Origin of the sequence: Brevundimonas vesicularis (assembly GCF_027105095.1) — a bacterium.
Lineage (GTDB): Bacteria > Pseudomonadota > Alphaproteobacteria > Caulobacterales > Caulobacteraceae > Brevundimonas > Brevundimonas vesicularis_E.
The window spans coordinates 403838-429991 of record NZ_CP114278.1 but is presented as its reverse complement, the minus strand read 5'-3'; the positions used below and the strand labels follow the sequence as shown (position 1 = coordinate 429991).

Annotated in this window: 25 protein-coding genes; 14 read left to right on the top strand and 11 right to left on the bottom strand. The window is 67.6% G+C overall.

Annotated elements, in window-relative coordinates; genetic code table 11:
* The first annotated feature begins 38 nt into the window (after positions 1 to 38).
* Complete coding sequence (locus tag O2K97_RS02145; RefSeq protein WP_269220258.1) at positions 39 to 593, top strand: DUF2939 domain-containing protein; 555 nt, start codon at positions 39 to 41, stop codon at positions 591 to 593.
* A 382-nt stretch (positions 594 to 975) separates the two neighbouring features.
* Here O2K97_RS02145 and alaS read toward each other — a convergent pair whose 3' ends face one another.
* The 3 genes from alaS to O2K97_RS02130 all read right to left on the bottom strand — a co-directional run bounded on the left by alaS (position 976) and on the right by O2K97_RS02130 (position 4926).
* The gene (gene alaS, locus O2K97_RS02140) at positions 976 to 3621 is read right to left on the bottom strand and encodes an alanine--tRNA ligase (RefSeq protein ID WP_269220257.1); all 2646 of its coding nucleotides are present in this window, start codon (positions 3619 to 3621) and stop codon (positions 976 to 978) included.
* A 114-nt stretch (positions 3622 to 3735) separates the two neighbouring features.
* Positions 3736 to 3996, bottom strand: a complete 261-nt coding sequence (locus tag O2K97_RS02135; RefSeq protein WP_269220256.1) for a hypothetical protein — start codon at positions 3994 to 3996, stop codon at positions 3736 to 3738.
* A gap of 69 nt (positions 3997 to 4065) precedes the next feature.
* Positions 4066 to 4926 (bottom strand): pirin family protein, encoded by an 861-nt coding sequence (locus O2K97_RS02130; protein ID WP_269220255.1) that lies wholly within the window; start codon positions 4924 to 4926, stop codon positions 4066 to 4068.
* 193 nt (positions 4927 to 5119) lie between these two features.
* Between O2K97_RS02130 and sdhC the strand changes: the two genes are divergently transcribed.
* From sdhC to O2K97_RS02110, 4 genes are read left to right on the top strand one after another with little or no spacing between them, the layout of a single operon-like run.
* Positions 5120 to 5584 carry a succinate dehydrogenase, cytochrome b556 subunit gene (sdhC, locus tag O2K97_RS02125; protein ID WP_269220254.1) on the top strand — a complete coding sequence of 155 codons (465 nt, stop codon included), beginning with the start codon at positions 5120 to 5122 and terminating at the stop codon, positions 5582 to 5584.
* Entirely contained in the window at positions 5581 to 5985 is a 405-nt protein-coding gene (gene sdhD / locus O2K97_RS02120; protein WP_066553486.1) for a succinate dehydrogenase, hydrophobic membrane anchor protein, read from the top strand. Before sdhC ends, sdhD begins: the two co-directional genes overlap by 4 nt.
* A gap of 7 nt (positions 5986 to 5992) precedes the next feature.
* Complete coding sequence (gene sdhA / locus O2K97_RS02115; RefSeq protein ID WP_055809722.1) at positions 5993 to 7777, top strand: succinate dehydrogenase flavoprotein subunit; 1785 nt, start codon at positions 5993 to 5995, stop codon at positions 7775 to 7777.
* Between the two features lies 1 nt (position 7778).
* Positions 7779 to 8573 carry a succinate dehydrogenase iron-sulfur subunit gene (locus tag O2K97_RS02110; RefSeq protein ID WP_205682082.1) on the top strand — a complete coding sequence of 265 codons (795 nt, stop codon included), beginning with the start codon at positions 7779 to 7781 and terminating at the stop codon, positions 8571 to 8573.
* A gap of 64 nt (positions 8574 to 8637) precedes the next feature.
* On the opposite strand, the gene O2K97_RS02105 is transcribed toward O2K97_RS02110, so the two are convergent.
* Positions 8638 to 9327, bottom strand: coding sequence for a TorF family putative porin (locus tag O2K97_RS02105; protein WP_269220253.1), 690 nt, complete (start codon positions 9325 to 9327; stop codon positions 8638 to 8640).
* Between the two features lie 122 nt (positions 9328 to 9449).
* On the opposite strand from O2K97_RS02105, the gene O2K97_RS02100 reads away from it, so the two are divergent.
* The 4 genes from O2K97_RS02100 (at position 9450) to O2K97_RS02085 (ending at position 12661) form a co-directional block, all read left to right on the top strand.
* The gene (locus tag O2K97_RS02100; RefSeq protein ID WP_269221081.1) at positions 9450 to 11075 is read left to right on the top strand and encodes an ATP-binding protein; all 1626 of its coding nucleotides are present in this window, start codon (positions 9450 to 9452) and stop codon (positions 11073 to 11075) included.
* A gap of 79 nt (positions 11076 to 11154) precedes the next feature.
* Entirely contained in the window at positions 11155 to 11475 is a 321-nt protein-coding gene (locus O2K97_RS02095) for a 2Fe-2S iron-sulfur cluster-binding protein (protein WP_039246732.1), read from the top strand.
* Position 11476: 1 nt separating this feature from the next.
* A complete protein-coding gene (locus tag O2K97_RS02090; RefSeq protein ID WP_269220252.1) occupies positions 11477 to 12289 on the top strand; it encodes a kinase in 813 nt (270 codons plus the stop codon).
* Positions 12290 to 12298: 9 nt separating this feature from the next.
* Positions 12299 to 12661 (top strand): PilZ domain-containing protein, encoded by a 363-nt coding sequence (locus O2K97_RS02085; RefSeq protein WP_269220251.1) that lies wholly within the window; start codon positions 12299 to 12301, stop codon positions 12659 to 12661.
* A 9-nt stretch (positions 12662 to 12670) separates the two neighbouring features.
* Here the strand turns inward: O2K97_RS02085 and O2K97_RS02080 are convergent, their stop codons facing one another.
* Both O2K97_RS02080 and O2K97_RS02075 read right to left on the bottom strand, forming a co-directional pair.
* Positions 12671 to 13540: an HAD family hydrolase gene (locus O2K97_RS02080; RefSeq protein ID WP_039246730.1), complete on the bottom strand. Its 870-nt coding sequence runs from the start codon at positions 13538 to 13540 to the stop codon at positions 12671 to 12673.
* Positions 13541 to 13577: 37 nt separating this feature from the next.
* Positions 13578 to 14090, bottom strand: coding sequence for an S-type pyocin family protein (locus O2K97_RS02075; RefSeq protein WP_269220250.1), 513 nt, complete (start codon positions 14088 to 14090; stop codon positions 13578 to 13580).
* Between the two features lie 102 nt (positions 14091 to 14192).
* Here O2K97_RS02075 and coaBC point away from each other — a divergent pair, with 102 nt between their 5' ends.
* Together coaBC and dut are read left to right on the top strand one after the other, a co-directional pair.
* Positions 14193 to 15422: a bifunctional phosphopantothenoylcysteine decarboxylase/phosphopantothenate--cysteine ligase CoaBC gene (coaBC, locus tag O2K97_RS02070; protein ID WP_153925272.1), complete on the top strand. Its 1230-nt coding sequence runs from the start codon at positions 14193 to 14195 to the stop codon at positions 15420 to 15422.
* A complete protein-coding gene (dut, locus tag O2K97_RS02065) occupies positions 15419 to 15874 on the top strand; it encodes a dUTP diphosphatase (RefSeq protein WP_269220249.1) in 456 nt (151 codons plus the stop codon). The genes coaBC and dut overlap by 4 nt, the downstream gene beginning before the upstream one ends.
* A 4-nt stretch (positions 15875 to 15878) precedes the next feature.
* Here the strand turns inward: dut and O2K97_RS02060 are convergent, their stop codons facing one another.
* Positions 15879 to 16826: a DMT family transporter gene (locus O2K97_RS02060; RefSeq protein WP_269220248.1), complete on the bottom strand. Its 948-nt coding sequence runs from the start codon at positions 16824 to 16826 to the stop codon at positions 15879 to 15881.
* A gap of 9 nt (positions 16827 to 16835) precedes the next feature.
* Complete coding sequence (secB, locus tag O2K97_RS02055; protein ID WP_017505358.1) at positions 16836 to 17348, bottom strand: protein-export chaperone SecB; 513 nt, start codon at positions 17346 to 17348, stop codon at positions 16836 to 16838.
* Between the two features lie 198 nt (positions 17349 to 17546).
* Here secB and timA point away from each other — a divergent pair, with 198 nt between their 5' ends.
* Together timA and O2K97_RS02045 are read left to right on the top strand one after the other, a co-directional pair.
* Positions 17547 to 18185, top strand: coding sequence for a TIM44-related membrane protein TimA (timA, locus tag O2K97_RS02050; RefSeq protein WP_165118487.1), 639 nt, complete (start codon positions 17547 to 17549; stop codon positions 18183 to 18185).
* The gene (locus tag O2K97_RS02045; protein ID WP_269220247.1) at positions 18185 to 19309 is read left to right on the top strand and encodes an MltA domain-containing protein; all 1125 of its coding nucleotides are present in this window, start codon (positions 18185 to 18187) and stop codon (positions 19307 to 19309) included. Before timA ends, O2K97_RS02045 begins: the two co-directional genes overlap by 1 nt.
* On the opposite strand, the gene O2K97_RS02040 is transcribed toward O2K97_RS02045, so the two are convergent.
* Positions 19306 to 19731, bottom strand: a complete 426-nt coding sequence (locus O2K97_RS02040) for an organic hydroperoxide resistance protein (protein WP_091751964.1) — start codon at positions 19729 to 19731, stop codon at positions 19306 to 19308. The two genes, O2K97_RS02045 and O2K97_RS02040, sit on opposite strands and share 4 nt — an antisense overlap.
* Positions 19732 to 19850: 119 nt before the next feature.
* Here O2K97_RS02040 and O2K97_RS02035 point away from each other — a divergent pair, with 119 nt between their 5' ends.
* Positions 19851 to 20318, top strand: coding sequence for a MarR family winged helix-turn-helix transcriptional regulator (locus O2K97_RS02035; protein ID WP_269220246.1), 468 nt, complete (start codon positions 19851 to 19853; stop codon positions 20316 to 20318).
* On the opposite strand, the gene O2K97_RS02030 is transcribed toward O2K97_RS02035, so the two are convergent.
* The gene (locus O2K97_RS02030) at positions 20315 to 20782 is read right to left on the bottom strand and encodes a universal stress protein (RefSeq protein WP_269220245.1); all 468 of its coding nucleotides are present in this window, start codon (positions 20780 to 20782) and stop codon (positions 20315 to 20317) included. The two genes, O2K97_RS02035 and O2K97_RS02030, sit on opposite strands and share 4 nt — an antisense overlap.
* 98 nt (positions 20783 to 20880) lie before the next feature.
* Entirely contained in the window at positions 20881 to 25737 is a 4857-nt protein-coding gene (locus O2K97_RS02025) for an NAD-glutamate dehydrogenase (RefSeq protein WP_269220244.1), read from the bottom strand.
* Positions 25738 to 26154 lie beyond the last annotated feature (417 nt).

The following is a 26154-nucleotide window of genomic DNA, read 5'->3' as shown; positions in this document are numbered from 1 at the left end:
ACGCCGCCCAGCCCGCGTTGGCTTGCCAAGGAGACGACATGAGCCGCAAGATCATCACCGGAGCCCTGATCGCCGTCGTCGTCGGCGTGGTCATCGCCCTGTTCGTCTCGCCCTTCATCGCCGCCCAGGCGCTGGTGCGGGCCGCGCGCACGGGAGATGCGGCCGGGCTGGAGCGGCAGGTGGACTTCCCGGCGTTCCGCACCAGCCTGAAGAGCGAGCTGAACGCCCGCGCGTCCCTGGAAATCCGCAACCGGACCAAGGGCGATACCGGCCTGGCGGCGCTGGGCATGCTGCTGGCCCCGTCGCTGGTCGAAGGCGCGGTCGACAACTTCGTCACGCCGCAGGGGATCGCCGCCATGGTCCGCTCCGGCGAGACGCCTGAACCGGAACGGCCCGTGCCCGCCGACGACACCCCGGCCGTCGACAAGGACAAGATCCGCCAGTCCTGGGCCTATCGCGGGCTCAACACCTTCGCCGTCACCCTGACGCGCGACGACCGGCCGGACGATGCGCTGGTGCTGATCATGGAACGCCGGACGCTCTTCACCTGGAAGCTGGCCGGGGTGGACCTGACGCCCGACCCGATGGGTTGAGACGGTCGGGGACAAAAACACCGTCTAAAGTGTCTAATTCGTCTGATTGGACGGCCGGGCGTCGATCAAAGAATGAGTGCAGTTGGTGCACTTCGCCTTGGGTGCGCGGCCTCCTCTGTGGTGAGCGCAGAGTATAGGCCGTCCCCGGGGCACGCTCAGGAAGCGGACGCTGCGGCCGGTTAAGCCACTGAATAGCAAGGCTGTCAGGCTTGAAATTGCGATGGATCACCCTCTCCCATTGGGAGAGGGCTTGAGCGCGCGAACGCGCAGCGATCGTTCTTGCGCGAAAGGGTGAGGGTCGGGTGGTGCGACATGGCTCACCGGCCGACCCTCATCCGGCCCTGTGGGCCACCTTCTCCCAACGGGAGAAGGGCATCGTAATTTAGGCCAGCGCCGTGCGCACCGCCGCCAGGCCGTCTTCAGCCTTGGAGCCGTCGGGGGCGCCGCCCTGGGCGAAGTCGGGTTTGCCGCCGGCGCCCTGTCCGCCCATGGCGATGACGGCGGCGCGAGCCAGATCGGCGGCGTTGACGCGGTCGGTCAGGTCGGCTGTCACGGCGACGGTGACGGCCGCCTTGCCCTCGGTGACGCCGATCAGGGCGACGACGCCGGTGCCGACCTGTTTCCTGAAGTCCTCGGCGACGCCGCGCAAACCCTTGCCGTCCACGCCGTCCAGCACGCGGGCCATCAGCTTGACGCCGTTGATCTCCTCAGGCGCAGACGACGCGCCCGAACCGCCGCCCAGGGCCAGTTGCTTCTTCAGCTCGGCGACCTGTTTCTCCAGCGACTTGACCGAGGCGGTCAGGCTGTCGACGCGGGCGGGGACGTCGGCGGTCTGGACCTTGAAGCTTTGGGCCAGAGAACGGGCCACGCCGGCCTGGGCCAGCAGATACTGACGCGCGGCCTCGCCGGTCAGGGCCTCGATGCGGCGCACGCCGGCGGCGACGCCGGTTTCCTGAACGATCTTGAACAAGGCGATGTCGCCGGTGCGGGCGACGTGGGTGCCGCCGCACAGTTCGACCGAATAGGGAGCGTTGTCGCTGACCAGCGAGCGGCCCAGCGTCAGGACGCGGACCTCGTCGCCGTATTTCTCGCCGAACAGGGCGATGGCGCCGGCCTCGATCGCCTCCTGCGGGGCCATCAGCTTCGTTTCCGCCGGGACGTTCTGGCGGATGACGGCATTGACCTCGGCCTCGATGGCCGACAGTTCGGCCTCGGTGAGCGGGGCGCCATGGCTGAAGTCGAAGCGGGCGCGCTCGGCGTCGACCAGCTGCCCCTTCTGGGCGACTGCGGGGCCGAGCACATTCTTCAGCGCCGTGTGCAGCAGGTGGGCGGCGGAGTGGTTGGCGCGGCTGGTGCGGCGCTTCTCGGCGTCCACCAACTGGGCGGCGCGGGTTCCAATCTCCAGCTTGCCGGCCGTGACCTGGGCCACCAGGACGTGGAGGTCGCCGGCGTGTTTGCGCACATCGATGACCTCGGCCTCTCCCCCCGGCCATTCCAGGGCGCCATGATCGCCAGCCTGGCCGCCGCTTTCGGCGTAGAAGGGGGTGGTGTCGAACAACACTTCGACGATGTCGCCGGCCTCGGCCGTCTCGACCGGCGCGCCGGCGTTCATCAGGGCCAGGACCTCGCCCGAGCCTTCGATATTGTCATAGCCGGTGAAGACGGTCGGCCCCATCCGGTCGCGGATCGCCAGCCATTCGTTGGTGTTGGCGGTCTGGCCCGAGCCCTTCCAGTTCTCGCGCGAACGCTGGCGCTGCTCGGCCATGGCGGCCTCGAAGCCGTCGACATTGACCGAGAAGCCGCGACGACGGGCCTCGTCCTGAGTCAGGTCCAGCGGGAAGCCGTAGGTGTCGGACAGGGTGAAGGCCGTCTGGCCGTCCAGCATGTCGCCGGGACGGAAGCCCTGAACCGCCGTGTCGAACAGGGCCATGCCGCGGCCGAGCGTGGTGCGGAAGCGGACCTCTTCCTGCTTCAGCGTGTCCTCGATGAAGGGCTGGGCGCGGGCCAGTTCGGGATAGGCGTCGCCCATCTGGGCCACCAGGGTCGGGACCAGACGGTGCATCAGGGGGTCGGCGGCGCCCAGCAGGTGGGCGTGGCGCATGGCGCGACGCATGATGCGGCGCAGGACATAGCCCCGGCCCTCGTTCGACGGGGTGACGCCGTCGGCGATCAGGAAGGACGACGAGCGCAGGTGGTCAGCGATGACCCGGTGGCTGGCGGCCTGATCGCCGTCCGCCTTGGTCGAGGTGGCGTCTTCGGACGCGGCGATCAGCGTCTTGAACAGGTCGGTTTCGAAAACCGAATGCACGCCCTGGAGCACGGTGGTCATCCGCTCCAGACCCATGCCGGTGTCCACGCTGGGCTTGGGAAGGTTGCGAACGATCTGATCGTTCTCCTTCTCATACTGCATGAAGACGTTGTTCCAGATCTCCACGTAGCGATCGCCGTCCTCGTCCGGCGAGCCGGGAGGGCCGCCGGCGATCTTGTCGCCGTGATCCCAGAAGATTTCGGTGCAGGGGCCGCAGGGGCCCGAGTCGCCCATGGCCCAGAAGTTGTCCGAGCCGGCGATGCGGATGATCTTGTCGTCGGAGAAGCCGGTGACCTTTTTCCAGATCGCGGCGGCCTCGTCGTCATCGATATAGACGGTGACCAAGAGGCGTTTGGGGTCCAGGTCAAAATCCTGGGTGACCAGGTTCCACGCCTTCTCGATGGCGTGTTCCTTGAAGTAGTCGCCGAACGAGAAGTTGCCCAGCATCTCGAAGAAGGTCAGGTGGCGGGCGGTATAGCCGACGTTGTCCAGATCGTTGTGCTTGCCCCCGGCGCGCACGCACTTCTGCGAGCTGGTCGCGCGCGGATAGGGCGGCTTGGCGGCGCCGGTGAAATAGTCCTTGAACGGCACCATGCCCGCGTTGACGAAGAGCAGGCTCGGGTCGTTCTGCGGCACCAGCGGCGCCGAATGGACCTTGGCGTGGCCGTCCGCCGCGAAATAGTCGAGGTAGGTGGCGCGGATCTCGTTCAGGCTGGGCATTCGGCGTGTCTTCGGCTGGGGCGGTCGCTAGGAACCGGCGTCATATAGGGTTTTGGCGGGGAGCGCATCACTTCGGACAGAGCGCGGAGTTGAGGGACCAGCGCTCTTCCGTCGTCAGCTTTCAGCAGGGCAACTCATCGAATCCAGACCCGGCTCGCATCCCGTTCCCCAAATCGCCGCAGACAACGCGATTGCACCCACCACAAGAGCGAAGATGATCGCGATTACGCTGGCGCCCAAAACGACAGTTTTTCGAAGCTGACGCTGGATGGTGAGGCTAAAGGTCTCCGCGATCAGATCGTAACACTTCACGGCGGCCCAGCCCAGCGAACCGACCGCAGCAAGAACGACTAGCCACTGGGCAAATAAGACCATTGCAGTTTGATAGCCAAAGTAGGGCAGGCACGCACTCGGTATTTCTGCCGTCCTTTATCTGATTGAGCCTCACACTCTCGGCGGCGGGCCGAACTTGCCGGACTGGTAGTCCTGGACCGCCTGGATGATCTCGTCGCGGGTGTTCATGACGAAGGGGCCGTGGCTGAAGACCGGCTCGCCGATAGGCTCGGCGTGGCCCAGGAGGACGACGGCGTCGGTGGTCGCCGTGATCCGGACCGCATCGCCGTCGGACAGGGCGGCGAGGTTCCATTGCGGCACGGGGGTTCCGGCGACGGCGATCTCGCCCTTGACGCCGTACAGGAAGACGTTGCGGCGGGGGGCGACGGGCGTGTCGAGCGTCGCGCCGGCGGGCAGGCGCAAGACGGCCAGATGGATGTCGATCAGGGACTGGATCGGCGCCTTGACGCCCAGCCAGTCGCCGGAGACCGGCTCAACCGTGACGCCGGCCTCGGTCGTGAAGGTCGGGATGTCGGATTTCTGCAGGCCCACATAATCCGGCTTGGTCATCTTAAGCCGCGACGGCAGGTTGACCCACAGCTGCATAATCTCCATCGGCCCGCCGTCGCGCTTGAAGGCGGCCGGTGACAGTTCGGCGTGGATCAGGCCGGAGCCGGCGGTCATCCACTGGATGCCGCCCGCCTTGATGATGCTCTCGCCGCCGCCGGAATCGTTGTGGGCCAGCTCGCCGTCCAGGATGAAGGTGACGGTCTCGAAACCCCGGTGCGGGTGCGGGCCGAACGGCAGACCGGCGTTGCCCGGCGCATAGGTCTGGGGCCCGTGGTGGTTCAGGAACAGGAAGGGATCGATCTGGTCCACACCGGGGCCGGGCACGGGACGGCGGGTGGTCAGGTCGCCGATGTCGTCGCGATGGGCGGGGTGCAGGCGAAGGACGGAACGGGGCTGGGTCATTCGCTACATATAGGGTGGCGGATCAGCGGTGGCGAGCCCGAGCCCCCGACGATCCATCGTCGCAGACGGACGTATAAGCCGGGCAATCCGTCGATCTGGAAGGTCTGTGCGTTGACACCGGCCCCACGGGGTCACAAAAGCCTTCGCAACCGCACACGGCGATTGAATTCATTCGCTTTTGAGAACCATTCGCATGAACCAGCCCAACCCGACGCCGGGTGGCGCCTCAAGCGACCGGACGGGTCGCTTCGTCACTCAACCGAACGGACATATCGCGCCGCTGTCGCCCCACATGGGTGTCTGGCGCTGGCACGTCACCATGACGGCCTCGATCCTGTTCCGCGCGACGATCATCGCCGCCACGGTCGGCGTGCTGTTCATCCTGGCCTGGCTGGGCGCGCTGGCGTTCGGGCCCGAGGCGTTCCAGAGCGCGCTCGATCTGGCCGGGTCGCCGCTGGGCCTGCTGGTCTTCTTCGGTCTGACGGTCGTGTTGTTCTCCTTCATCCTGAACGGCGCGCGCCACACCTATAACGACACCGGCAACGGGCTGACGGTGAAGTCGGCGACCGCCCTGTCGAACATCGCCGTGTGGGGGCCGATCCCGCTGGCCGTGCTGTTCTGGGTCGTGCTGTTCGCCACGGGGAGGGTTTCGCTGTGAGCGGCGCCGCAAAGTTCAAGAACAACGTCAAGGTTTCCGAGCGCCACGGCGCCGGCGAATGGCTGATCGAGCGCATCCTGCTGGTGGCCCTGCTGCCGCTGGGCCTGTGGGTCGCCTCGACCGGCTTTACCCTGGCGGGCGCCGGCTATGACGCGGCGATGGCGTGGTTCGCCAATCCGCTGAACGCCGCCCTGATGGCGATCACCGCGGTGATCTTCTTCGGCTACGTCAGCCTGGCCTGGAAAGTCATTCTGGAAGACTACGTGCCCAACGTCGGAACGCGCGGCCTTCTGGTCCTGCTGCTGAACGTCGTCTTCCTGGTGCTGGCCGCCGCCAGCGTCTTCTTCATCGTACGGCTGGCGCTGGGTTCGGCGCCGCTGCCCGCTGGTTTCGGAGCCTGATTTACTGATGGCCGCTTACGAACTGATCGATCACGAATACGACGTCGTCGTCGTCGGCGCCGGGGGCTCGGGCCTTCGCGCCGCGCTCGGCGCCGCCCAGCAGGGCCTGAAGGTCGCCTGCGTGACCAAGGTCTTCCCCACCCGCTCGCACACCGTCGCGGCCCAGGGCGGCATCTCCGCCTCGCTCGGCAACATGGGCGAGGACAGCTGGCAGTGGCACATGTACGACACCGTCAAGGGGTCGGACTGGCTGGGCGACCAGGACTCGATCGAATATCTGGTCCGTAACGCGCCCAAGGCGGTCTATGAGCTGGAACACTGGGGCGTGCCCTTCAGCCGCACCGAAGAAGGCAAGATCTATCAGCGCGCCTTCGGCGGCATGACCCGCAACTTCGGCGAAGGCCCGGTGCAGCGCACCTGCGCCGCCGCCGACCGGACCGGCCACGCCATCCTGCACACCCTTTACGGCCAGTCGGTGCGCCGCGAGGTGAAGTTCTTCGTCGAATATTTCGCGCTGGACCTGATCATGCAGGACGGCGCCTGCACCGGCGTGACGGCGCTGCAGCTCGACAACGGTCAACTTCACCAGTTCCGCGCCAAGATGGTGGTTCTGGCGACCGGCGGATACGGCCGCGCCTACTTCAGCGCCACCTCGGCCCACACCTGCACCGGCGACGGCAATGCGATGGTGCTGCGCGCCGGCCTGCCGTTGCAGGACATGGAGTTCGTGCAGTTCCACCCGACCGGCATCTATGGCGCCGGCTGCCTGATCACCGAGGGCGCGCGCGGCGAGGGCGGCTATCTGACCAACTCGGAAGGCGAGCGCTTCATGGAGCGCTATGCGCCGACCGTGAAGGACCTGGCCCCGCGCGACATGGTCTCGCGCTCCATGACCATCGAAATCCGAGAAGGCCGCGGCGTGGGTCCGAACAAGGACCACATCTTCCTGCACCTTGATCACCTGGATCCGAAGATCCTGCACCAGCGCCTGCCGGGCATCTCGGAGTCGGCCAAGATCTTCGCCGGCGTGGATGTGACCAAGGAGCCGATCCCGGTCCTGCCGACCGTGCACTACAACATGGGCGGCATCCCCACGAACTATCACGGCGAAGTCCTGACGCTGCGCGACGGCAACCCCGACAGCGTGGTCCCGGGCCTGATGGCCGTGGGTGAGGCGGCCTGCGTTTCGGTGCACGGCGCCAACCGCCTGGGCTCTAACTCCCTGACCGACCTGGTGGTGTTCGGCCGCGCCGTCGGCCTGCGCTGCGGTGAAGTCGTCGACAAGGCCTCGGCCGTGCCGTCGGCCTCCAAGAGCCAGACCGACCAGCACCTGGCCCGCCTGGATCGCTTCCGCTACGCCGACGGCTCGACTCCGACCGCCGAACTGCGTCTGTCGATGCAGCGCGCGATGCAGGCCGATGCGGCGGTGTTCCGCACCGGCGAGACCCTGCAGCAGGGCACCGACAAGCTGCGCGCCATCGAGGCGGCCGGCGCCGACATTAAGACCACCGATCGCGGCCTGATCTGGAATACGGACCTGGTCGAGACGCTGGAGTACGACAACCTGATCGCCCAGGCGATGGTGACGATCGAGGGCGGCCTGAACCGCACGGAATCGCGCGGCGCCCACGCCCGCGAGGACTATCCCGATCGCGACGACGTGAACTGGATGAAGCACACCCTGGCGTGGAAGCGTCCGGGCGAGCAGGTCCAGATCGATTATCGTCCGGTCCACAACTACACCATGTCCGACGACATCGCGTATATCGAACCGAAGGCGCGGGTTTACTAAGATGGTCCAGCTTACTCTCCCCAGAGGCTCCAAGCCGACGACAGGCAAGGTCCACAAGGCCGCGCCAGGCTCCAAGGACGTGAAGACCTACAAGGTCTATCGCTACGATCCAGAAACCGACGCCGATCCGCGCTGGGACACCTATGAGGTGCCGAGCGGCGACCACGGCCCGATGCTGCTGGACGCGCTGATCCACATCAAGAACACCATCGATCCGACCCTGTCGTTCCGGCGCTCGTGCCGCGAGGGCATCTGCGGCTCGTGCTCGATGAACATCGACGGGCGTAACACCCTGGCCTGCACCAAGGGCTGGGACGAGTGCAGTTCGCACAATATCACCATCTCCCCCCTGCCCCACCAGCCGGTGGTCAAGGACCTGGTGACGGACCTGAGCCTGTTCTACGCCCAGTACGACTCGATCCAGCCGTATCTGCAGTCCGACGAGCCGGACCCCGAGACGGAACGTCTGCAGACCCCGGCCGAGCGCGAGAAGCTGGACGGCCTGTACGAGTGCATCCTGTGCGCCTGCTGCTCGACCTCCTGCCCCAGCTACTGGTGGAACCAGGAAGAGTATCTGGGCCCGGCGGCGCTGCTGCAATCCTATCGCTGGATTTCCGACAGCCGCGACGACGCGACCCAGAAGCGCCTGGACGACCTGGAAGACCCGTTCAAACTGTATCGCTGCCACACGATCATGAACTGCGCCCAGGTCTGCCCCAAGGGTCTGAACCCGGCCAAGGCCATCGCCGAGACCAAGAAGCTGATGGTCGCGCCGAGCCGCAAGAAGGCGGCCTGAGGCCAGGTTTCTAACGCTCGCCAGTCCTTCAGATCAGAGGGGACGGCGGGCGTGCCGGCCGGCGTTAGAAGTTGGCGAACAGACTGGCGACCAGGGCGCCGTCGTCCCTGTCGCTGTAGACCCACTCCAGTCCGGCGGTGAGTTTGCCCACGGGCAGGAACCCACCGATCCGCCAGTCCGTCTTGCCGTCCGGCGCATAGGCGCCCTGCTCGCGGCCGACCGACAGGCTGACACCGACGGGCCAGTCGTCGGGTGCGTAATCGATCCCCGCCCAGCCGTAGTGATTGTCCTCGTCTCCCAAGGCGGTCTGCGACGGGGCATAGGCATAACCCACGGTCGCCGTCGTAGCGCCGAAGCTGCGGCTGACCTGGAAGGGCGCCTCGACATAGTCGACGTCCTGTCCGCCGGGATAGCGATAGGCGGACAGGGCCGCATCCCACTCCAGGCCGAGCCAGGACCCCGCCCATCCGACGCTCAGGGTCGCCTCCAGCCTTGAACCCTCGTCATCTTCATCGCCGCCATAGGCCGCGATGCTGGACAAATAGACGTCGGCATAGAGGCCTGAAGCCTGGGACAGGGTCACGCCGGCCTGCAGCGCCGGCTTGTCGTCAGACAGGCTCAGCCCACGATACCGATAGTCGCTGACGCCGCCGACGACCGCCTCAAGACGCCATCGATCGGCCGCCTCCTGAGCCGACGCCGCGACCGGAAACGCCGACACGAGACCAAGGACGGCAAGAAAGGATCGGCCCATAAGGTCCTCCCCCTGAATCTTAGGGGAATGTGCCGCGCCAGAGGTTAAATATATCGGAAGTATTTCTGTTCTAAAGGCTTTCTCTGTTCATGGCCTTCGGGGAGGTTTGGCCGTTGACCAAGATGCCGCCCTTTGCACAAGCGCATGAGATGCGTTGGTTGAAGGCTGTCGCCGCGACGGTTCTCGTCGTCGTGTGCTTGGGCATGACCATCGCCATGCTTCTGGTCAGTCGCGCCATCGATGAGCGCGCAGCCGCCCACGAACAGACGATGGTGGAGCGTCGTCTGGAGCGCATGCTCAACGTCATCTCCGACGACATCGTCTCTGCGACGATCTGGAACGACGCCGTCGATGCGGTGGAGCGCGAGGATACGTCGTGGATGCAGAGCAACTTCGGCGACTACTATGCGCAATATATGGATCATGCCGTCACCCTCGTCTTCTCGGGCGACGGCCGGCTGATACTGGCGTCGCGCGGCGGCCAGGCGGTCGATGCGGCGAGCGAGGCCGCCTTGATCGCGGCGGTGCAGGATCTGGCGGCCGACGTTCGACGGACCTCGCTGAATCCTGCGCGGCGACAAGCCGTCGGCTTCAAGGCGGTTTCGCGCGGGTCCTCCATCATACGGGCCGGCGACGCGCTTTATCTGGTCGGCGCCGCCACCGTCGTGCCCGAGGATCTGGCGCCCGTCGCCCGGCCGCCGCGTGACGCCATCGTGGTGTCCGCCAAGCCGATCAGCGCCTTCATCAGCTCGCTGCACATGGACCTTGGGCTGCATGACGCCCGCTTGACGACGCCGGATGAGCGCCACTTCTTTTCTCTCAAAGGGCAGGATGGCACGCCCATCGCCGGATTGATCTGGGCGCCCGAGAGACCGGGACGGCACATTCTCGGGACGCTGCTGCCAGTGTTCGCCGGTCTGCTGGTCATGTTCCTGATCGCGGCGGCGCTGATGTGGCGGCGCGTGGCCGCCAATGTCCAGCGGCTCAGCGACAGCGAACGGGCGCTGAGCGAAGCCTTGAAAGCCGCCGACGCCGCCAATCTGGCCAAGTCGCGCTTCCTGGCCAATATGAGCCACGAGTTGCGCACGCCCCTGAACGGCGTGCTCGGCATGTCCGAGGTGGTTCTGATGAGCGATCTCAGCGCCGCGCAACGGGGACAGATCGGCGTGATCAAGGAGTCGGGCGAGCATCTGCTCGTCATGATCGAGCGCATCCTGGAGATGGCGCATATCGATGACGCCCTGGCCGAGCCGGAGAGGCGGCCGTTTGATCCGGCGTCGGTGTTCGCAAAGGCCGCCGCCGGCCTGCGGGCCAAGGCGGAGGCCAAGGGATTGGCGATCACGGAGACCTATCAGCCGACAGGCTTGCGGCTTGGCGACGCGGGACGCGTGTCGAAGGTGCTGACGGCCCTGATCGACAACGCGATCCAGTTCACGCGCGCCGGCGAGGTGCGGCTGACGCTCGAGCCCTCGCCGGAGGGCCTGACCTTCGCGGTGGCCGATACCGGGCCGGGAATGTCCGAAGCGGTTCAGGCGCGGCTGTTCGCCCCCTTCAGCCAGGGCGACGATTCCGCCACCCGCAGCGTCGACGGCGCCGGTCTTGGACTGGCGCTGGCCAGGCGGCTGGCGACCTCGATGGGCGCCGTGCTGGACTATGAGACCCGGATCGGCCTCGGAACCACCTTCCGGCTCCTGCTCCCGGCGCCCAAGGCGCCATCCGACGATGATCGCTCTGAGACGGCGGCCTGACCCGCGTTTCTCGGTGTGCATCGTCTTCCGGGGCCAGCAACGCCCTTGCGCGAGCGGTCCGGCTTGATATGAGCGGGCCATGGCCAGCATCACCTATATCGAGCATGACGGAACCGAGCACGTCGTCGACGTGAAGCCTGGGCTGAGCGTCATGGAAGGCGCGATCCGCAACAATGTGCCGGGCATCGACGCGGACTGCGGCGGGGCCTGCGCCTGCGCCACCTGCCATGTCTATGTCGACGAGGCCTGGCGAGAGGCGACAGGCAAGCCGTCGGCGATGGAAGAGTCGATGCTGGACTTCGCCGAGGAGGTCGAGCCGAACAGCCGCCTGTCGTGCCAGATCCGGGTGTCGGACGCGCTGAACGGCCTGATCGTGCGGTTGCCGGAAAACCAGCACTGAAATGATCGACGCGCGGCTGATCGACAGGATCGGCCGATGGATCGAGCAGCGCGCCGAGGCGATGGGCCGGGACCGTCCGCCTATACTGGGGATTGCGGGATCGCAGGGTTCGGGAAAATCCACTTTGGCCAAGGCCGTCGGCGAACGGTTCGGCGGGGCGACCCTGTCGCTGGACGACGTCTATCTGACGAAGGCGGAGCGGGCGGCGATGGCGGCGCGAGTCCATCCGCTGTTCGCCACGCGCGGGCCGCCAGGGACGCATGATCTGGGCCTTCTGAACCGTCTGCTGGATCGGTTGCAGGCGGCGGGGCCGGACGATCTGACGCCTCTGCCGCGGTTCGACAAGCTGGGCGACGACCGGACGGCCGAGGCGGACTGGCCTGTCGTGAAGGGTCGGCCGCGGTTCATCGTTCTGGAGGGATGGTGCCTGGGCGCGACGCCGCAGGCCGAGGCGGACCTGGTTGCACCGATCAACGCCCTGGAAGCCCGGCAGGACGTCGGGGCAGAATGGCGCAGGGCGGTCAATGATGCGCTGGGTCAGCCCTATGCCCGCCTGCGCGAGCGGCTGGACGCTCTGATCTTTTTGAAGGCGCCGGGGTTCGATGTCGTGCTGGACTGGCGCTGCGAGCAGGAGGCGGGATTGATGGGGCAGGACGCCGTATCGCCTGAGCGGCGCGCGGCCCTGGCGGTCTTCATCCAGCATTATGAGCGCCTGAGCCGGCATATGATGACGGGTGGCGTAGAGGCGGACCTGATCGTCGCCATGGACCGGGAACGCGGGGTTCGCAGCCTTGAAGGCGGGCTTGGCGCCTGAGCCGCATCTGTGCGTTATCGGACCATGAGCCTGTTTGGATCCAAGCCCGCCGTCGAGCCCGACCGCCGCGTGGGCGCGCGCCGACCCGCAAACGCGCGCGGCGTCGTCTGCGCGCCCGGCCTGGAGACGGCGTGCCTGATCGTCGATCTGTCGGACGCGGGGATGAAGCTGCGGCTGGACCGGGGCGGGGCCCTGCCGCGCGAGGTGGTCGTGGTCGATGTGGCTGCGGGCGTCGCCTATCCCGCCACCGTCGTCTGGCAGCGTGGACAGGAGGCCGGGCTGAGGCAGACCGGGGCCAAGTCGCTGAGAGGCCTGGCGCCGGCGAGGCTGATCCCCGCGCGCGACGCCTGGTTGAGGGCCGGCGGGCGCTGATCGGCCTGATTAGTCCGCCGTGTCGGCGGGCATGGAGCCGGCGTTGATGGCGATGCGGCCCACCAGCCCCTTGACGATCAGGTCCAGGGCCGATCCCTCGCGATAGTCGGCGGCGGCGACAAAGTTCACCCGGTCCTCCGAGATCAGGGAATAGACCTTCTTCTGGTCCCGCTCGTTCGAGCGCGGATCATAGACGGCGATCGAGAAGCCGCCCTTGGTGTGCATCATCTTCATGGTCGGTACATCGGTGTCGCCGTCGCCGATGAAGATCATCCGGTCGAAGGGCACGGCGCGCTCGTCGTCGGGGATGAAGTGGTTGATGCGTTCGTGCTCCCAGTGGTTCTTCACGCCCTTGTTGATGCGGAACAGATACTGGGTCTTGGTGGTGTAGTTGACGCCGACCGCCGGCCAGGCGGCCTCGCCCTTGTCGTCATAGACGTAATGGGAGGCGAAGACGTGGGTCAGGGCGGGGCGGATCGGCGTGCCGTCGATCATCTCCTCCAGCCCGGCGGAGATGATGTAATGCTCGATCTCCAGCCCGTATTTGGCCCCGAAGGCGTTCATCCGGTCGAACCAGCTGAGGTCCTTCAGCCCCTCGAACAGGGCCACCGCCTCGCCGTGCTGGCGCAGGGTCTCGCGCGTCACCGGGGCGCCGTTCTGGCGCGCATGGTGCAGCATCAGCTGCATGTACATCAGGATGCCGTCGCCGTCGGCGTCCTTGGTCAGGCGCTCGGCCTCTTCCCAGAAGGCGCCGATGCCCATGCCGACGGAGGGGATGAAGGACACCTCCTGCATATTGCCGCGCGCCAGGGTGCCGTCGAAATCATAGATCAGGGCGGTCTTCAGCAGTGGGGTCTTGGGTTCGGCCGTATCGGACATGGGGGGCGAGATCCTCAGTGGAAGCCCGCCCTCTATATCAGCCCGCCGCGCCCGTCGATTGGCGACGCTGGCCGAAGGTGGGCGCCGCCGCCTTCTGCTCGGCCCAGTAATCGGCGCCCGTCGTCGGCTTGAACATGGTGCGGGGCGACCCATTGCGGGCCACCACGGCGAAGGTGTTGGTCGAGGCCTGATAGATCAGGGTGTCGCCGTTGGGCCGTTTGACCGTTTCGGCGTCGCGCGGAGGCTTTGTCGTGAAAGCCGTGACCTTCGTCAGATAATCCTCGGCCGAGCGTGCGCCGAAGTCTGCGCCGTTGCGGTCGTAGAGACGGGCGATCTTGGCGTCGACGGTTTCGCGCCGATTGGCGGTCAGGACGGGCTTCTCCTGAGGCGTCGCAGCCTCTTCGCTTGCCGTCGGCATGGAAGTCAGGGCGACGGGCTCGGCGCTCGCCGTCCGATCCCGCGTCTCGACCGCCGAACTGTTGTCGCAAGCACTCAGCCCCAGCAGACCGCACAGGACCAGCGCGGCCCCTCCCCTCGTCAGCGCTCTCATTCTTCCCTCCAGATACCCGCTGGACGCGACGAAAGCACAACTTTATTGTTCGTGCAATGTTCTCGTCTCGACGGCGTCACGCGCGGCGGCTAGACCGTGGGCATGGACAATCGCCTCCTTTCGAACCGCAAAATCCTGCTGATCGTGGGCGGCGGCATCGCGGCCTATAAGGCGCTGGAGTTGGTGCGGCTGATCGCCAAGGCGGGCGGGCAGACGCGGGTGATATTGACCGAATCCGGGGCCGAGTTCGTGACGCCCCTGTCGCTGGCGGCGCTGAGCGGTCATCCGGTGCGGTCGGGCCTGTTCCACCCGGACGACGAGACCAGCATGGGCCATATCGAGCTGTCGCGCTGGGCCGATCTGGTGGTGGTGGCGCCGGCGACGGCGGGGCTGATCGCCAAGGCGGCGAACGGTTTGGCCGACGACCTGGCCTCGACGACCCTGATCGCCACGGACAAGCGGGTGCTGTTGGCGCCGGCGATGAATGTGCGGATGTGGGAGCATCCGGCGGTCCAGGCCAATATGGAGCGGTTAAAGGCCTTTCCGGGCTTCCATGGCGTGGCGGTGGTGGGGCCGGATGACGGAGAGATGGCCTGCGGCGAATATGGGCCGGGTCGGATGGCGGAGCCCGCCGCGATCCTGGAAGCCATTGCGGGCCTGCTGGCCGGCGCGGCCGGACGACCGCTCAAGGGACGCAAGGCCGTGGTCACGGCCGGGCCGACGTTCGAACCGATCGACCCGGTGCGGGGCCTGACCAATCGCTCCAGCGGCAAACAGGGCTACGCCATAGCCGCCGCTTTGGCCGAACTGGGGGCCGAGGTGACGCTGGTGTCGGGGCCGACGGCGCTGGCGGCGCCGACCGGCGTGACGCGGATCGATGTCGAGAGCGCGCTGGAGATGCAGGCGGCGACGCAGAGCGCCCTTCCCGCCGACATCGCCGTGCTGTCGGCCGCCGTCGCCGACTGGCGTGTGGACACCATCGCCGGCGGCAAGATCAAGAAGGGGCCGGGCGGCCCGCCGACCCTGGCCCTGATCGAGAACCCCGACATCCTGGCCGGCGTCGCCGCGCCCGGTCCGAACCGCCCGGCCCTGGTCATCGGCTTCGCTGCCGAGACGACGGATCTGGAAGCCAATGCGCGCGCCAAGCTGTCGCGAAAGGGCTGCGACTGGATCCTGGGCAACGACGTGTCCGACGACGTGTTCGGATCGGACGGAAACGCCGTGCTGCTGGTCACCGCCGACAAGACCGAGACCTGGCCGCGCCAGTCCAAGACCGCCATCGCCCGGGCCGTCGCCGCCCGCATCGCCGATCATTTCAAGGCTGCCGAATGACCGAGACCCCGATCCAGATCCTGCGCCTGCCGCATTCCGAAGGCCTTCCCCTGCCCGCCTATGAGACGGCCGGGTCGGCGGGCATGGACCTGCGCGCCGCCGTGCCTGAGGATCAGCCGATGACCCTGGCGCCGGGCCAGCGCGCCCTGGTCCCCACGGGGCTGAAGATCGCCTTGCCGCTGGGCTACGAGGCCCAGGTGCGGGCGCGCTCTGGACTGGCGCTCAAACACGGCATCATCTGCCCCAATGCGCCGGGCACGATCGACAGCGACTATCGCGGCGAGTGCGGCGTGATCCTGGCCAACATCGGCGCCGAGCCCTTCATCATCCGCCGCGGCGAACGCATCGCCCAGCTGGTGATCGCCCGGCATGAGCGGGCGGACTGGGTCGAGGTCGCAAAGTTGGACGAGACCGCACGCGGGACGGGCGGGTTCGGATCAACAGGGCGCTGACGCCCTAAACCAGCGGCGCGGTCGGCTGGATCAGGTTGACCTTGCGGCGGATATGTTCGCGCCAGGCGGTGTAGAGGCCGCTGCTCGCGATCAGGGCGGCGCCGGCCAGGGTGGTGAGGGTGGGCGTCGTGGACATCAGCCACCAGCCGAAAACGATGGCGCCGACGATCTGGAGATAGTCGAAGGGCGCGACCACGGCGACCGGGGCCTTTTGCAGCGAGGCGGTCATGAAGAGCTGGGCCAGGCCGCCGGCGACGCCCGATCCGATCAGCAGGCCGAAGGTGGTGAGCGCGTGCCAATGGCCGACGAAGGGGAGCAGGATCGCCCCCACGACCGAGCAGGCGACGAAGAACCAGAAGACGATGGCGGCGACGTGTTCGGTGTCGCGCAGCTGGCGCAGGGTGATGGTCACGCCGGCCGTCAGCACCGCCCCGATCAAGGCGAAGGCCACGCCCGCCAGCGGCACCGAATGGCCGACGCCCGGCCGCATGACGACGATCACGCCGATGAAGCCGACCGCAACGGCGGACCAGCGGCGCGGGCCGACCGCCTCCTTCAGCACGAAGAAGGACAGGATGGTGGCGAAGATCGGGGCGGTGAAGCTGAGCGTTGTCGCGTCGGCGAGAGGCAGAAGGGTCAGCGTCTGGAACAGGCACAGAATGGCCGCGACGCCCAGGGCGCTGCGTCCCAGATGGGCCAGGGGGCGGCGCGTCGACAGGGCCGACAGCCCGCCCGGCTGGGTCAGCACCCAGGCCAGCACCACCGGCAAGCCGAAGAAGGCGCGGTAGAACAGCATTTCCGGCGCCGCGACGCCGTCCTGCGACGCCAGCTTCAACGTCGCCGTCATGATCGAGAAGCAGCCGGCGGCGGCGATGCGCAGAAGAATGCCGCGGACGACGTCCTCGCCCGCGGCTTTCGATGGATCAGGCGAAGGCCGCGCGGCGGCGACCATGTCGCGCGCTTAGGCCTGGCCGGTTTCGACCGGCTGCTGGGCGATCTGCTGCTGGCGCGCGATGTAGATGGCGGCGAAGTCGATGGGGTCCAGCTGGAACGGGGGATAGAAGCCGCCGTCGGCCGTGGCTCCCGAGATGATCTCGCGCGCGAACGGGAACAGATAGCGCGGGCATTCGATCAGCAGCAGCGGCTCGATGTCCTGCTCCTGGACATTGGCCAGCTGGAACAGGCCGCCATAGACCAGTTCGACGTGGAAGACGGGCTGGTTTTCGTGGGTCGCCTTGATCGACAGCTTCAGGTCCAGTTCGAACAGGCCGTCGGGGCGGCCCTGGGCGGCCATTTCGACGCCCAGGTCGATTGCGGGCTTGCCGTCGATGCGCAGGGATTCCGGCGCGCGCGGGTTCTCGAACGAGAAGTCGCGAACGTATTGCGCCAGGATGCGGAAGCCGGGACCGGCGGGCTGGCCCTGCTGGGCGTCGCCTTGCTGGGGCTGTTCGGCGGGAGGAGCGGCGTCGGTCATGAAACGGTCTTTGGCGCAGTTTGGGGCCGATGAGGCCGGAATGAGGCGCCGCGACTACCATGCCGGGACGCTTGGCCGCAACGTCGCGTGCGTGATTGGGGGCGCGCTTCGCCTTGCCTCACCCTATATGAGCCCGTAATCACGCCAGACTCAGTGTTTGGCGCACCCGTCGTTCGCTACAGGAATCTCCCCTTGAACATGCCGGTTCAGTTCCAGGTCGTCGTCTTCGCCTTCATCGCAGCCTTCGTGCTGTTCCAGCTCTACAATGTGCTGGGCAAGCGGGTGGGCCGTCAGCCGCAGGAAGACGCCAAGATCGCGCCGCCCGGCCCGGCCCAGGCCGAAACGCCCAAGGTCGCGGCGATCGACCCGGCGACCCTGGCCTCCATCGCCAGCCTGAAGGCGCGCGATCCGGCGTTCGACCCGGCCCGTTTCCTGGACGGCGCGCGCCAGGCCTATGAGACCATCGTTCGCGGCTACGCCGCCGGCGACCGGGCCGCGCTGAAGCCGTTGCTGAAGCCGAACGTCTTCGCCTCGTTCGAGGCGGGCATCGCAGCGCGCGAGACGCGTGGCGAGACCGAGACGGTCGAGTTCCTGTATCCGCCCCGGGCCGATCTGGAAGGCGCGGTCGCCGAGGGCGACAAGGCCGTGGCCAAGGTGCGTTTCCTGGCCGAACTGCGCAGCCGGGTGACCAAGGCCTCTGGCGAAACGGCGGACGCGACGACGGGCGAGCCGCTGGTCGAGGAACGCCGCACGGCCGAACACTGGACGTTCGAACGCACCCTGGGCGCGACGGACCCGAACTGGGTCCTGGCGCGCGTCGAGCCGGCCAACGCCTGATGGCGGTTCGCGGCCGGTCGGGCGGACTGGCGACGCTGACGGCCGCCCTGGCTGTCGCCGCCTGTTCGACCGGGCCGATGACGCCGACGGGCGCGACGGGGACGACAGGGCCGCAGACAGGGTCGATCCCCTATACGCCATCGCCCAATCCGACCCCGCTTCCCGCGCCGTCCGACGCCCTGAGCCCCGCCGTGCTGCCGGGCTGGAGCCAGGAGGATCATTTAGCCGCCTTCCGAGCCTATGTGGACGGGTGCGGCGCGGCGCGTGACGAGGCCGCCCGCCGGGTCTGCGGACGCGCCAAGGCCATGGCGACGACAATGACGATCACGCCGTCGCAGGCGCGCGCCTTCTTCGAGGCCAGCTTCAGCGCGATCCCGGCCCAGACGCCGGACGGGCGACCGGGCCTGCTGACCTCCTATTTCGCGCCCGAATATCCGGCGCGGCGACGACCGGACGCCGAGTTCTCGGCCCCCGTCCTGCCCAAGCCCGCCAATCCCCGCGCAGCTGGCGACCGGGCCTATATCGAATCCGCCGCGCGGCCCGAGCAGGCCTTGGCCTGGATGCGGGCCGAAGACCTGTTCTTTCTTCAGATCCAGGGGTCGGGTTATCTGACGTTCGAGGACGGCACGCGCGGCCGCGCCGCCTATGCCGCCGACAACGGCAAGCCGTTCGTGGGCATCGCCCGACCGATGGCGCAGCAGAGGCTGTTGCCGCAGAACGGCACCTCCGGCGATGCCATCCGGGACTGGCTGGCCAGCCACCGGGGCTATGAGGCGCAGGCGGTCATGGCGCTGAACCCGCGCTACATCTTCTTCCGGCTGGACCCGGACGATGACGGCCACCCGGCGGGGGCGGCGGGCGTGCCCCTGACCGAGCGGCGGGCCATCGCGGTCGACCCGGCCCACTGGCGCTATGGCGAACTGGTCTGGCTGGAGGCCGACGGGGGCAATCTGCGCGGCGCCACGGCCAGCTATCGCGGTCTGGCCATGGCGCTGGACACGGGATCGGCCATTCGCGGACCGGTGCGCGCCGACCTCTATATGGGGCGCGGCGACCGCGCGGGGGCCGAGGCCGGGACCGTGCGCCACCCCTTGCGGATGTGGCGCCTGGTCCCGAAGGGTTAGGCGACGGTTAGGGTCACTGCGATATTGCCCCGCGTGGCGTGCGAATAGGGGCAGACGGTATCCGCCTCGGCGACAAGGGCCTCGGCCTCGGCGCGATCCACGCCCGGCAGGCTGACCTCAAGCGCCACCTCCAGGCCGAAGCCCTTGTCGCTGCGCGGACCGATGCCGACCGTGGCGTTGACGGCGGCGTCGGCAGGCACCTTGGCGTGACCGCCCTGAGAGGCGACGAACTTCATGGCGCCAAGAAAGCAGGCCGCATAGCCGGCCGCGAACAGCTGTTCGGGGTTATTGCCGACGCCGGCGCCGCCCAGCTCCTTGGGCGTGCCCAGGGCGACATCCAGGGCGCCGTCGGTGGTGGCGGCGCGGCCATCGCGGCCACCCGTTGCGACGGCGGTGGTGCGGTACAGGGTGTTGATGGACATAGAAATCAGCTCCGAAAGGCCATAAATATCGTGCGCGATTTAATCGCGTGACGTGATTTAGTGCGCCGGGTAGGAGGCGTCAAGCTTGCGATTGTATCGCGTGCGATTATTATCTACTGATGAGCTCAGCCGCCCCCTCCCCCGCCGCCATGGCCGTCGATGACATGCTGTGTTTCGCCGCCTATTCGGCGAACCTGGCGTTTAACCGGTTCTACAAGCCGTTGCTGGACCGGATGGGCCTGACCTATCCGCAGTTCCTGGCCATGGCCCTGCTCTGGCGCGAGGACGAACAGACGGTCGGCCGGCTGGGCGAGCAGCTGTTTCTCGAATCCAATACCCTGACCCCTCTGATCAAACGACTGGAGGCGGCCGGGCTGGTGACGCGCGCCCGCGACAAGGCGGATGAGCGGGTAGTGCGCGTGAGCCTGACCGACGCAGGACGGGCGTTGGCTGTCGAGGCCGCCTGCCTGCCGCAATCGGTATTGGACGCCACCGAGATGACGCCGGAAGCCCTGACCGACCTGCGCCAAGGCCTGGGGGCGCTGCGCGACAAGCTGCGTGCCGCCCAGCCGCCGGCCGAGGGCTAGGCCAGGTCTTCGATCTCGTCTTCGGTCAGTTCGCCGGGGACGATGGTGACGGGCATTTTGCGGCCGCCGATCTGCGCGCCCTGTTTGATGATGGCCGAGACCAGCGGGCCGGGGCCGCGCGAGCTGGTTCCGGCGGCCAGCACCAGGATCTTGATGTCAGGGTCGGCGGCGACGACCTTCTTGATCGCGGCCTGGGCTTCGCCCTTTTCGATCAGGAAGACCGGCGCGGCGCCGGAGCGAGTCTGCGCCTCCTCGCCCAGGCGGTTGAGCAGGATTTCCGCCTCCTGGCGCTGCTGGCGTTCGATTTCCTCGCGCACGCCCGACCAGTGGGCGTCGCTGTCGGTCGGCAGGACGCGCAGCATGACCACGCGCCCGCCGGTCGATTTCGCCCGGCGCGAGGCGAACCGCAGGGCGGCCTCGAACTCCGGACTGTCGTCGACGACGACGAGGAACTTTCTCGGCATTGCGGCCTCCCCAGCCTGATCAGCGGCTGAAGAGGCCGTGAGACGGCGGCTTCGTCAAGCGATCACGTGCTCAAGCAGGCCGACGGCCGATAGCACGACTAACCATTCACCGCCGCCGTCGCCAGATCGCGGATCGTGGCGTTGGCGATGGTCAGTTTGGCGAAGGTCCAGCCCGAGCCGGACTGTTCGATCTCGTCCACCGAAGCGCGCACGCCCTCGACCGTCGCCTGTTTGGAGCCGATCCAGGCGTCCACGGCGGCCTCGGCCGCGTCCTCGCTGACGCCGACCGACGGATCGGAGGCGCGGGCGACGGCGCGGGTCAGGGCCGCCTGCTCGTTCATCAGGTCCTCGATCAGACGACGGACGGCGAGACGATCGAAATGATCCGCAGACGGAATGGAGCCGGCGGCGGCGCGCAGACGGTCGAAGTCGAAGGCGGCCCCGACCTGGTGATACAGGCGCGCCATGGCCGCGACGGGCCAGTTCGCCTCCTGCGCCAGATCCCCGATGTCGGAGGCGGCGACGAGGGGGCGCATGATGGCGATGCTGCGGGTCAGATTCTCAGGCGCGCCGTGATCGGCGAAGCGTTTGACGCGCGCATCCAGACGCCCCTGTTCGAAGCGCGACAGGACCGGCGCGCCCTCGGCCTGCAAGGCGTCGGCGATCGGACGATAGCGGTCGATCAGGGCCTGGACCGACAGACCGCCCTTGGCGCGGCGGGCCAGCCAGAAGGTCTGACGACGCAAGACGACGGCGATCTCCTGATACAGGGCGATCTGCGCCTCGGCCGAGATTTTCAGATCCAGGGCCGACACGGCGTCCCAGGCTTCGTCCAAGCGGAAGACGCGGCGCGCGGCCTCGAAGGCGATGATCAGGGCGGTGGTGTCGCATTCCGCCGAGCCGCGCAGGCGGTCGGGGAAGGTCGGGCCGCACATGTTGACGACTTCATTGGCCATGACGGTGGCGATGATCTCGCGCCGCAGACGGTGGCTCTTCATCTCCGGTTCGAACCGGGCCAGAGCCTCGGGGAAGTAGCGGACCAGGATCTGTTCGAAGAAGGGATCCTCGGGCGCCTGGGAAGCGACGATGTCGTCCGACAGCTCCAGCTTGGCGTAGGCCATCAGGACGGCCAGTTCGGGCCGGGCCAGCGGAATGCCCGCCGTCATCAGCTCCTTGACGCGGGCGTCGTTAGGCAGGCCCTCGACCTTGCGATCCAGCTTTCCACGCGCCGACAGGCTCTGCATGAACCGCTGCTGGGCGTCCAGGGCGCCGACGCCTTCGGCCTGTTGCAGGGTCAGGGCCAGGGTCTGGTCGTAGTTGTGGGCCAGCACCTTCAGGCCGACCTCGTCGGTCATGGAGGCCAGCAGCGGCGTGCGCTCCTCGGCCGGCAGGACGCCGTTGGTCACGGCCGAGCCGACCAGGATCTTGATGTTGACCTCGTGGTCGGAGGTGTCGACCCCGGCGGAGTTGTCGATGGCGTCGGTGTTGATCCGGCCGCCGGCCTGACCGAAGGCGATGCGCCCGGCCTGGGTGAAGCCGAGGTTTGCGCCCTCGCCCACCACCTTGACCCTCAGTTCGTCGGCGTTGATGCGCAGGGCGTCGGTGCCCTTGTCCCCGACCTGGGCGTCGGTTTCGGCCGCCGACTTCACATAGGTGCCGATGCCGCCCAGATAGAGAAGTTCGACCGGCGCCTTCAGGATGGCGCGGATCAGGCTGACGGGGTCCAGTTCGTCCTCGGCGATGTCCAGGGCCGCCTTAATCTGGGGCGTCAGCTGGATCGACTTGGCCGAGCGCGAGAAGACGCCGCCGCCTTCCGAGATCAGCGCCTTGTCGTAGTCCTGCCAGGACGAGCGCGGCAGGTCGAACAGACGCTTGCGCTCGGTCCAGCTGGTCACATGATCCGGGTTCGGATCAATGAAGATGTCGCGGTGATCAAAGGCGGCGACCAGACGCGTCGCCTTGGACAGAAGCGCTCCGTTGCCGAAGACGTCGCCGGACATGTCGCCGACGCCGACCATGGTGAAGGGCTGGGTCTGGATGTCCTTGCCCATTTCGCGGAAGTGGCGCTTGACCGCCTCCCAGGCGCCGCGCGCGGTGATGCCCATGGCCTTGTGGTCATAGCCGATGGAGCCGCCCGAGGCGAAGGCGTCGCCCAGCCAGAAGCCGTAGGCGGCAGAGACGCCATTGGCGATGTCGGAGAAGGTCGCCGTGCCCTTGTCGGCGGCCACGACCAGATAGGGGTCGTCGCCTTCCCAGGCGATGACATTGGCCGGATGGGTCACCGAACCGTCGGCGGCGATGTTGTCGGTAATGTCCAGAAGGCCGGACAGGAAGGTGCGATAGGCGCGGATGGCCTCGCCCTGAATGGCCTCGCGGTCCGTCGTGCGGGGCAGTTGCTTGGGATAGAAGCCGCCCTTGGAGCCGACCGGCACGATGACCGCGTTCTTCACCTGCTGCGCCTTGACCAGGCCCAGGACCTCGGTGCGGAAGTCGTCGCGACGGTCCGACCAGCGCAGACCGCCGCGCGCGACGGGACCAAAGCGCAGGTGCACGCCCTCGACATGGGGCGCCCAGACGAAGATTTCGCGGTAGGGTTTGGGCAGGGGCAGGTCGTCCAGCTCGCGCGAGGCGATCTTGATCGAGATGTGCGGCTTGGGCTGACCGTCGGCGTCCAGCTGGAAATAGTTGGTGCGCTTGATCGCGCCGATCAGGGCGGCGATGCGGCGCAGGGCCCGGTCGTGATCCAGGCTCTTCACGTCCTGCAGCAGGGTGACGATCTTGGCGTCCAGCTCGGCGACGGCCGGCGCGCGGTCGCCGGCCGAACCGCCTTCAGGGGCGAACTTGGCCTTGAACAGCGACAGCAGGGCGCGCGCCACATCGGGGTATTCGCGCAGGGCCTCTTCCTGCACCGTCTGGGAGGGGTCGAGACCCGTCTGCTGTCGATAGTGGGCCAAGGTGCGGATCAGGGCGGCGTCGCGCCATTCCACGCCCAGTTCGATCACCAGGCGGTTGAAGCCGTCGCTTTCGTTGCGGCCGGTCCAGACGGCGGCGAAGGCGTCCTCGAACGGGCCCTTCACATCGTCGAAGACCAGCGCCTCGCCGCGCGGATCCTCCATCAGGAACTCGTGGACGTGGATCTCCTCCTCGCCCATCGGGCGGATCGGATAGCCGTATTCCTCCAGCGTCTTCAGACCCATATCGGCCAGGATCGGCAGGACGTCGGACAGGGGAACGGCGGGGCCGCGACGGTAAAGCTTGAAGCGGAACTGCAGTCGGCTGTCGTCCGGCGTGCGGAAGGCGCGCACGGCGACGGCCTTGCCCTCACCCGGCAGGCCCGTCTCATTCAGCCGGTTCACATATTGCAGGTCGGTCGCGGCCTCATCGGCGTCATAGCGATCGCGATAGGCGGCCCCGAAGGCGCGGGCCCATTGGGCGCTCAGCGGCCCGACGGCGACTTCCTCGACGCCCGAGCGGCGCAGGGCGCCTTCGAAACGATCGACCCAGCCGCGACCGGCCTCGGCGACGTCGGCTTCCAGTTGGGCGGCGTCCGGGATCGGGTGGGCGCCGGGCTCTACGCCGATGATGTAATGGATGCGCACCAGGGGCGCGTCCGACAGCTGCGGATACCAGGCCGAGATGCGGCCGCCCCAGGCGCGGGCGACGATCTGGCCGATGCGTTCGCGTACGGCGGAATCGAACTTCTCGCGCGGGATGAAGCACAGGACCGAGACGAAGCGGTCGAACGGATCCTGGCGTGAGAACAGGCGGATGCGCGGCCGGTCGTAGAGGTGAAGGATGCCCAGGGCGATGGACAACAGCTCGTCCTCGCTGACCTGGAACAGCTCGTCGCGCGGATAATTCTCGAGGATGTTCTTGAGGCGTTTTTCGTTGTGGCTGCCGGGCGCCTTGTCGGCGCGAGCCAGGGCATTGGCCACCTTGCGACGCAGCAGCGGCACCTCGGTCGCCAGCTGGTCGTAGGCTTCCGACGTGAACAGGCCGACAAAACGTGTCTCGCCGGTCGCCTTGCCGTCCGGCCCGTAACGCTTGACCCCAACATAGTCCATGTAGGCGCGGCGGTGGACGCGCGAGCGGGCGTTGGCCTTGGCCACCGTCACCGGTTCGCTGAGATCCAGCTGGCGGCGCATCTGGCGCGTCAGGACGGCGGGTTCCGACGCGCGACGCAGCACGGTGCGCTCGGGATCGGCCAGAATGCCCAGGCCGTCGGTGGACAGGCCCAGCGGCGCCTCGGCCTCATAGTCGCCGTCGGCGTTCAGCGGATAGCTGTAGTCGCGCGCGCCCAGGAAGACGAAATGATCGCTCTTCAGCCATTTCAGGAAGGCGATGTTCTCGGCGAGGACCGCGGGATCGACCGGGGGCGGGGTCTCTTCCAGACGCTGCACGGCCTGGCGCATCAGGGACGTCATGGCGTCGTGATCGGCGACGGCGGCGTGGACGTCCGACAAGCTCTGGGCCAGGCCTTCGCCGAGGACGTCGCGACGCTCTTGGGGCACGCTGTCGATGACCAGCATGATGATCGACAGGCGACGGCCGTCCAGCTCGACCACCGGGTGGAACAGGGCGCGTACCGACACGCCGGCCTCCGCCAGGGCGCCCATGACGCTGTCGACCAGGAAGGGGGCGTCGGACTGGACGATGCGCACCAGATCGTAGTCGAGGACCTGACCGTTCGCGCCGTGCAGCGGGCCGACGGTGATGGCGGGGGCCGCAGTTCCGGTCGGATAGGCCTTGGCGGCGCTCCAGGAGGCGGCGAGCAGGGCGGCCAGATCTTCGCCGCTGAGCTCGGGCGTCTCATCGGCGGAATAGTCTTCGTGCGCCTGGGTCAGATAGGTCTGTTCGACTGCGCCGGGCCCGGTCCCCACGATCTTGGCGAAGGCCGCCTCCAGCGCGGCCTTGGTGATCGGCTGAACGGGTTGGCGCAGATCGTGGGCGGTCATGGACGAGCAGTCTCGAACGACGCGGCAGGGCCGCAAGGGATGCGGCGCGACGGGGCGCCACCCCTGCTGACTAGGCCAGGTCCGGTCGCTCGGGAAGCCCCCGGCGACCGATCCTTGTAATGATCAGTGATCAGGTTGGAATTATTGTGCAGCGCCACAAAGCAGAAAGCCGCCGGACTGGGGGAGTCCGGCGGCCTGCGCGAGCGGCGCCTGGAGGGGAGGGGAGGGCGCCGGCTTCGCTTCGCTGCGGTTCGGAGGGGGAGTGTCCCGCAGCGTCGAGATCGAAAATGGGAAGCCCCCTGCGCCGTTCAAGAGCGGATCGGGCGGAATCTTTCGCGACATTTTGGCTCCTCTGAGCGGCGGTGAAGACGTCGGCGAATACGGGGGGACAACGGATTCCGATGCTATGCGTTAGGA

Bases quoted from the DNA above. Each gene is read 5' to 3' on its own strand.
- O2K97_RS02060 (WP_269220248.1), bottom strand. From the start codon at position 16,826: ATGGTCGCCGCCGCGCGGCCTTCGCCTGATCCATCGAAAGCCGCGGGC.
- sdhC (WP_269220254.1), top strand. From the start codon at position 5,120: ATGAACCAGCCCAACCCGACGCCGGGTGGCGCCTCAAGCGACCGGACG.
- O2K97_RS02045 (WP_269220247.1), top strand. From the start codon at position 18,185: ATGGCGGTTCGCGGCCGGTCGGGCGGACTGGCGACGCTGACGGCCGCC.
- O2K97_RS02110 (WP_205682082.1), top strand. From the start codon at position 7,779: ATGGTCCAGCTTACTCTCCCCAGAGGCTCCAAGCCGACGACAGGCAAG.
- O2K97_RS02025 (WP_269220244.1), bottom strand. From the start codon at position 25,737: ATGACCGCCCACGATCTGCGCCAACCCGTTCAGCCGATCACCAAGGCC.
- O2K97_RS02075 (WP_269220250.1), bottom strand. From the start codon at position 14,090: ATGAGAGCGCTGACGAGGGGAGGGGCCGCGCTGGTCCTGTGCGGTCTG.
- O2K97_RS02105 (WP_269220253.1), bottom strand. From the start codon at position 9,327: ATGGGCCGATCCTTTCTTGCCGTCCTTGGTCTCGTGTCGGCGTTTCCG.
- O2K97_RS02130 (WP_269220255.1), bottom strand. From the start codon at position 4,926: ATGACCCAGCCCCGTTCCGTCCTTCGCCTGCACCCCGCCCATCGCGAC.
- O2K97_RS02145 (WP_269220258.1), top strand. From the start codon at position 39: ATGAGCCGCAAGATCATCACCGGAGCCCTGATCGCCGTCGTCGTCGGC.
- O2K97_RS02135 (WP_269220256.1), bottom strand. From the start codon at position 3,996: ATGGTCTTATTTGCCCAGTGGCTAGTCGTTCTTGCTGCGGTCGGTTCG.
- sdhA (WP_055809722.1), top strand. From the start codon at position 5,993: ATGGCCGCTTACGAACTGATCGATCACGAATACGACGTCGTCGTCGTC.
- O2K97_RS02040 (WP_091751964.1), bottom strand. From the start codon at position 19,731: ATGTCCATCAACACCCTGTACCGCACCACCGCCGTCGCAACGGGTGGC.
- alaS (WP_269220257.1), bottom strand. From the start codon at position 3,621: ATGCCCAGCCTGAACGAGATCCGCGCCACCTACCTCGACTATTTCGCG.
- timA (WP_165118487.1), top strand. From the start codon at position 17,547: ATGCCGGTTCAGTTCCAGGTCGTCGTCTTCGCCTTCATCGCAGCCTTC.
- O2K97_RS02030 (WP_269220245.1), bottom strand. From the start codon at position 20,782: ATGCCGAGAAAGTTCCTCGTCGTCGTCGACGACAGTCCGGAGTTCGAG.
- O2K97_RS02100 (WP_269221081.1), top strand. From the start codon at position 9,450: ATGCCGCCCTTTGCACAAGCGCATGAGATGCGTTGGTTGAAGGCTGTC.
- O2K97_RS02095 (WP_039246732.1), top strand. From the start codon at position 11,155: ATGGCCAGCATCACCTATATCGAGCATGACGGAACCGAGCACGTCGTC.
- secB (WP_017505358.1), bottom strand. From the start codon at position 17,348: ATGACCGACGCCGCTCCTCCCGCCGAACAGCCCCAGCAAGGCGACGCC.
- O2K97_RS02035 (WP_269220246.1), top strand. From the start codon at position 19,851: ATGAGCTCAGCCGCCCCCTCCCCCGCCGCCATGGCCGTCGATGACATG.
- O2K97_RS02090 (WP_269220252.1), top strand. From the start codon at position 11,477: ATGATCGACGCGCGGCTGATCGACAGGATCGGCCGATGGATCGAGCAG.
- coaBC (WP_153925272.1), top strand. From the start codon at position 14,193: ATGGACAATCGCCTCCTTTCGAACCGCAAAATCCTGCTGATCGTGGGC.
- O2K97_RS02080 (WP_039246730.1), bottom strand. From the start codon at position 13,540: ATGTCCGATACGGCCGAACCCAAGACCCCACTGCTGAAGACCGCCCTG.
- dut (WP_269220249.1), top strand. From the start codon at position 15,419: ATGACCGAGACCCCGATCCAGATCCTGCGCCTGCCGCATTCCGAAGGC.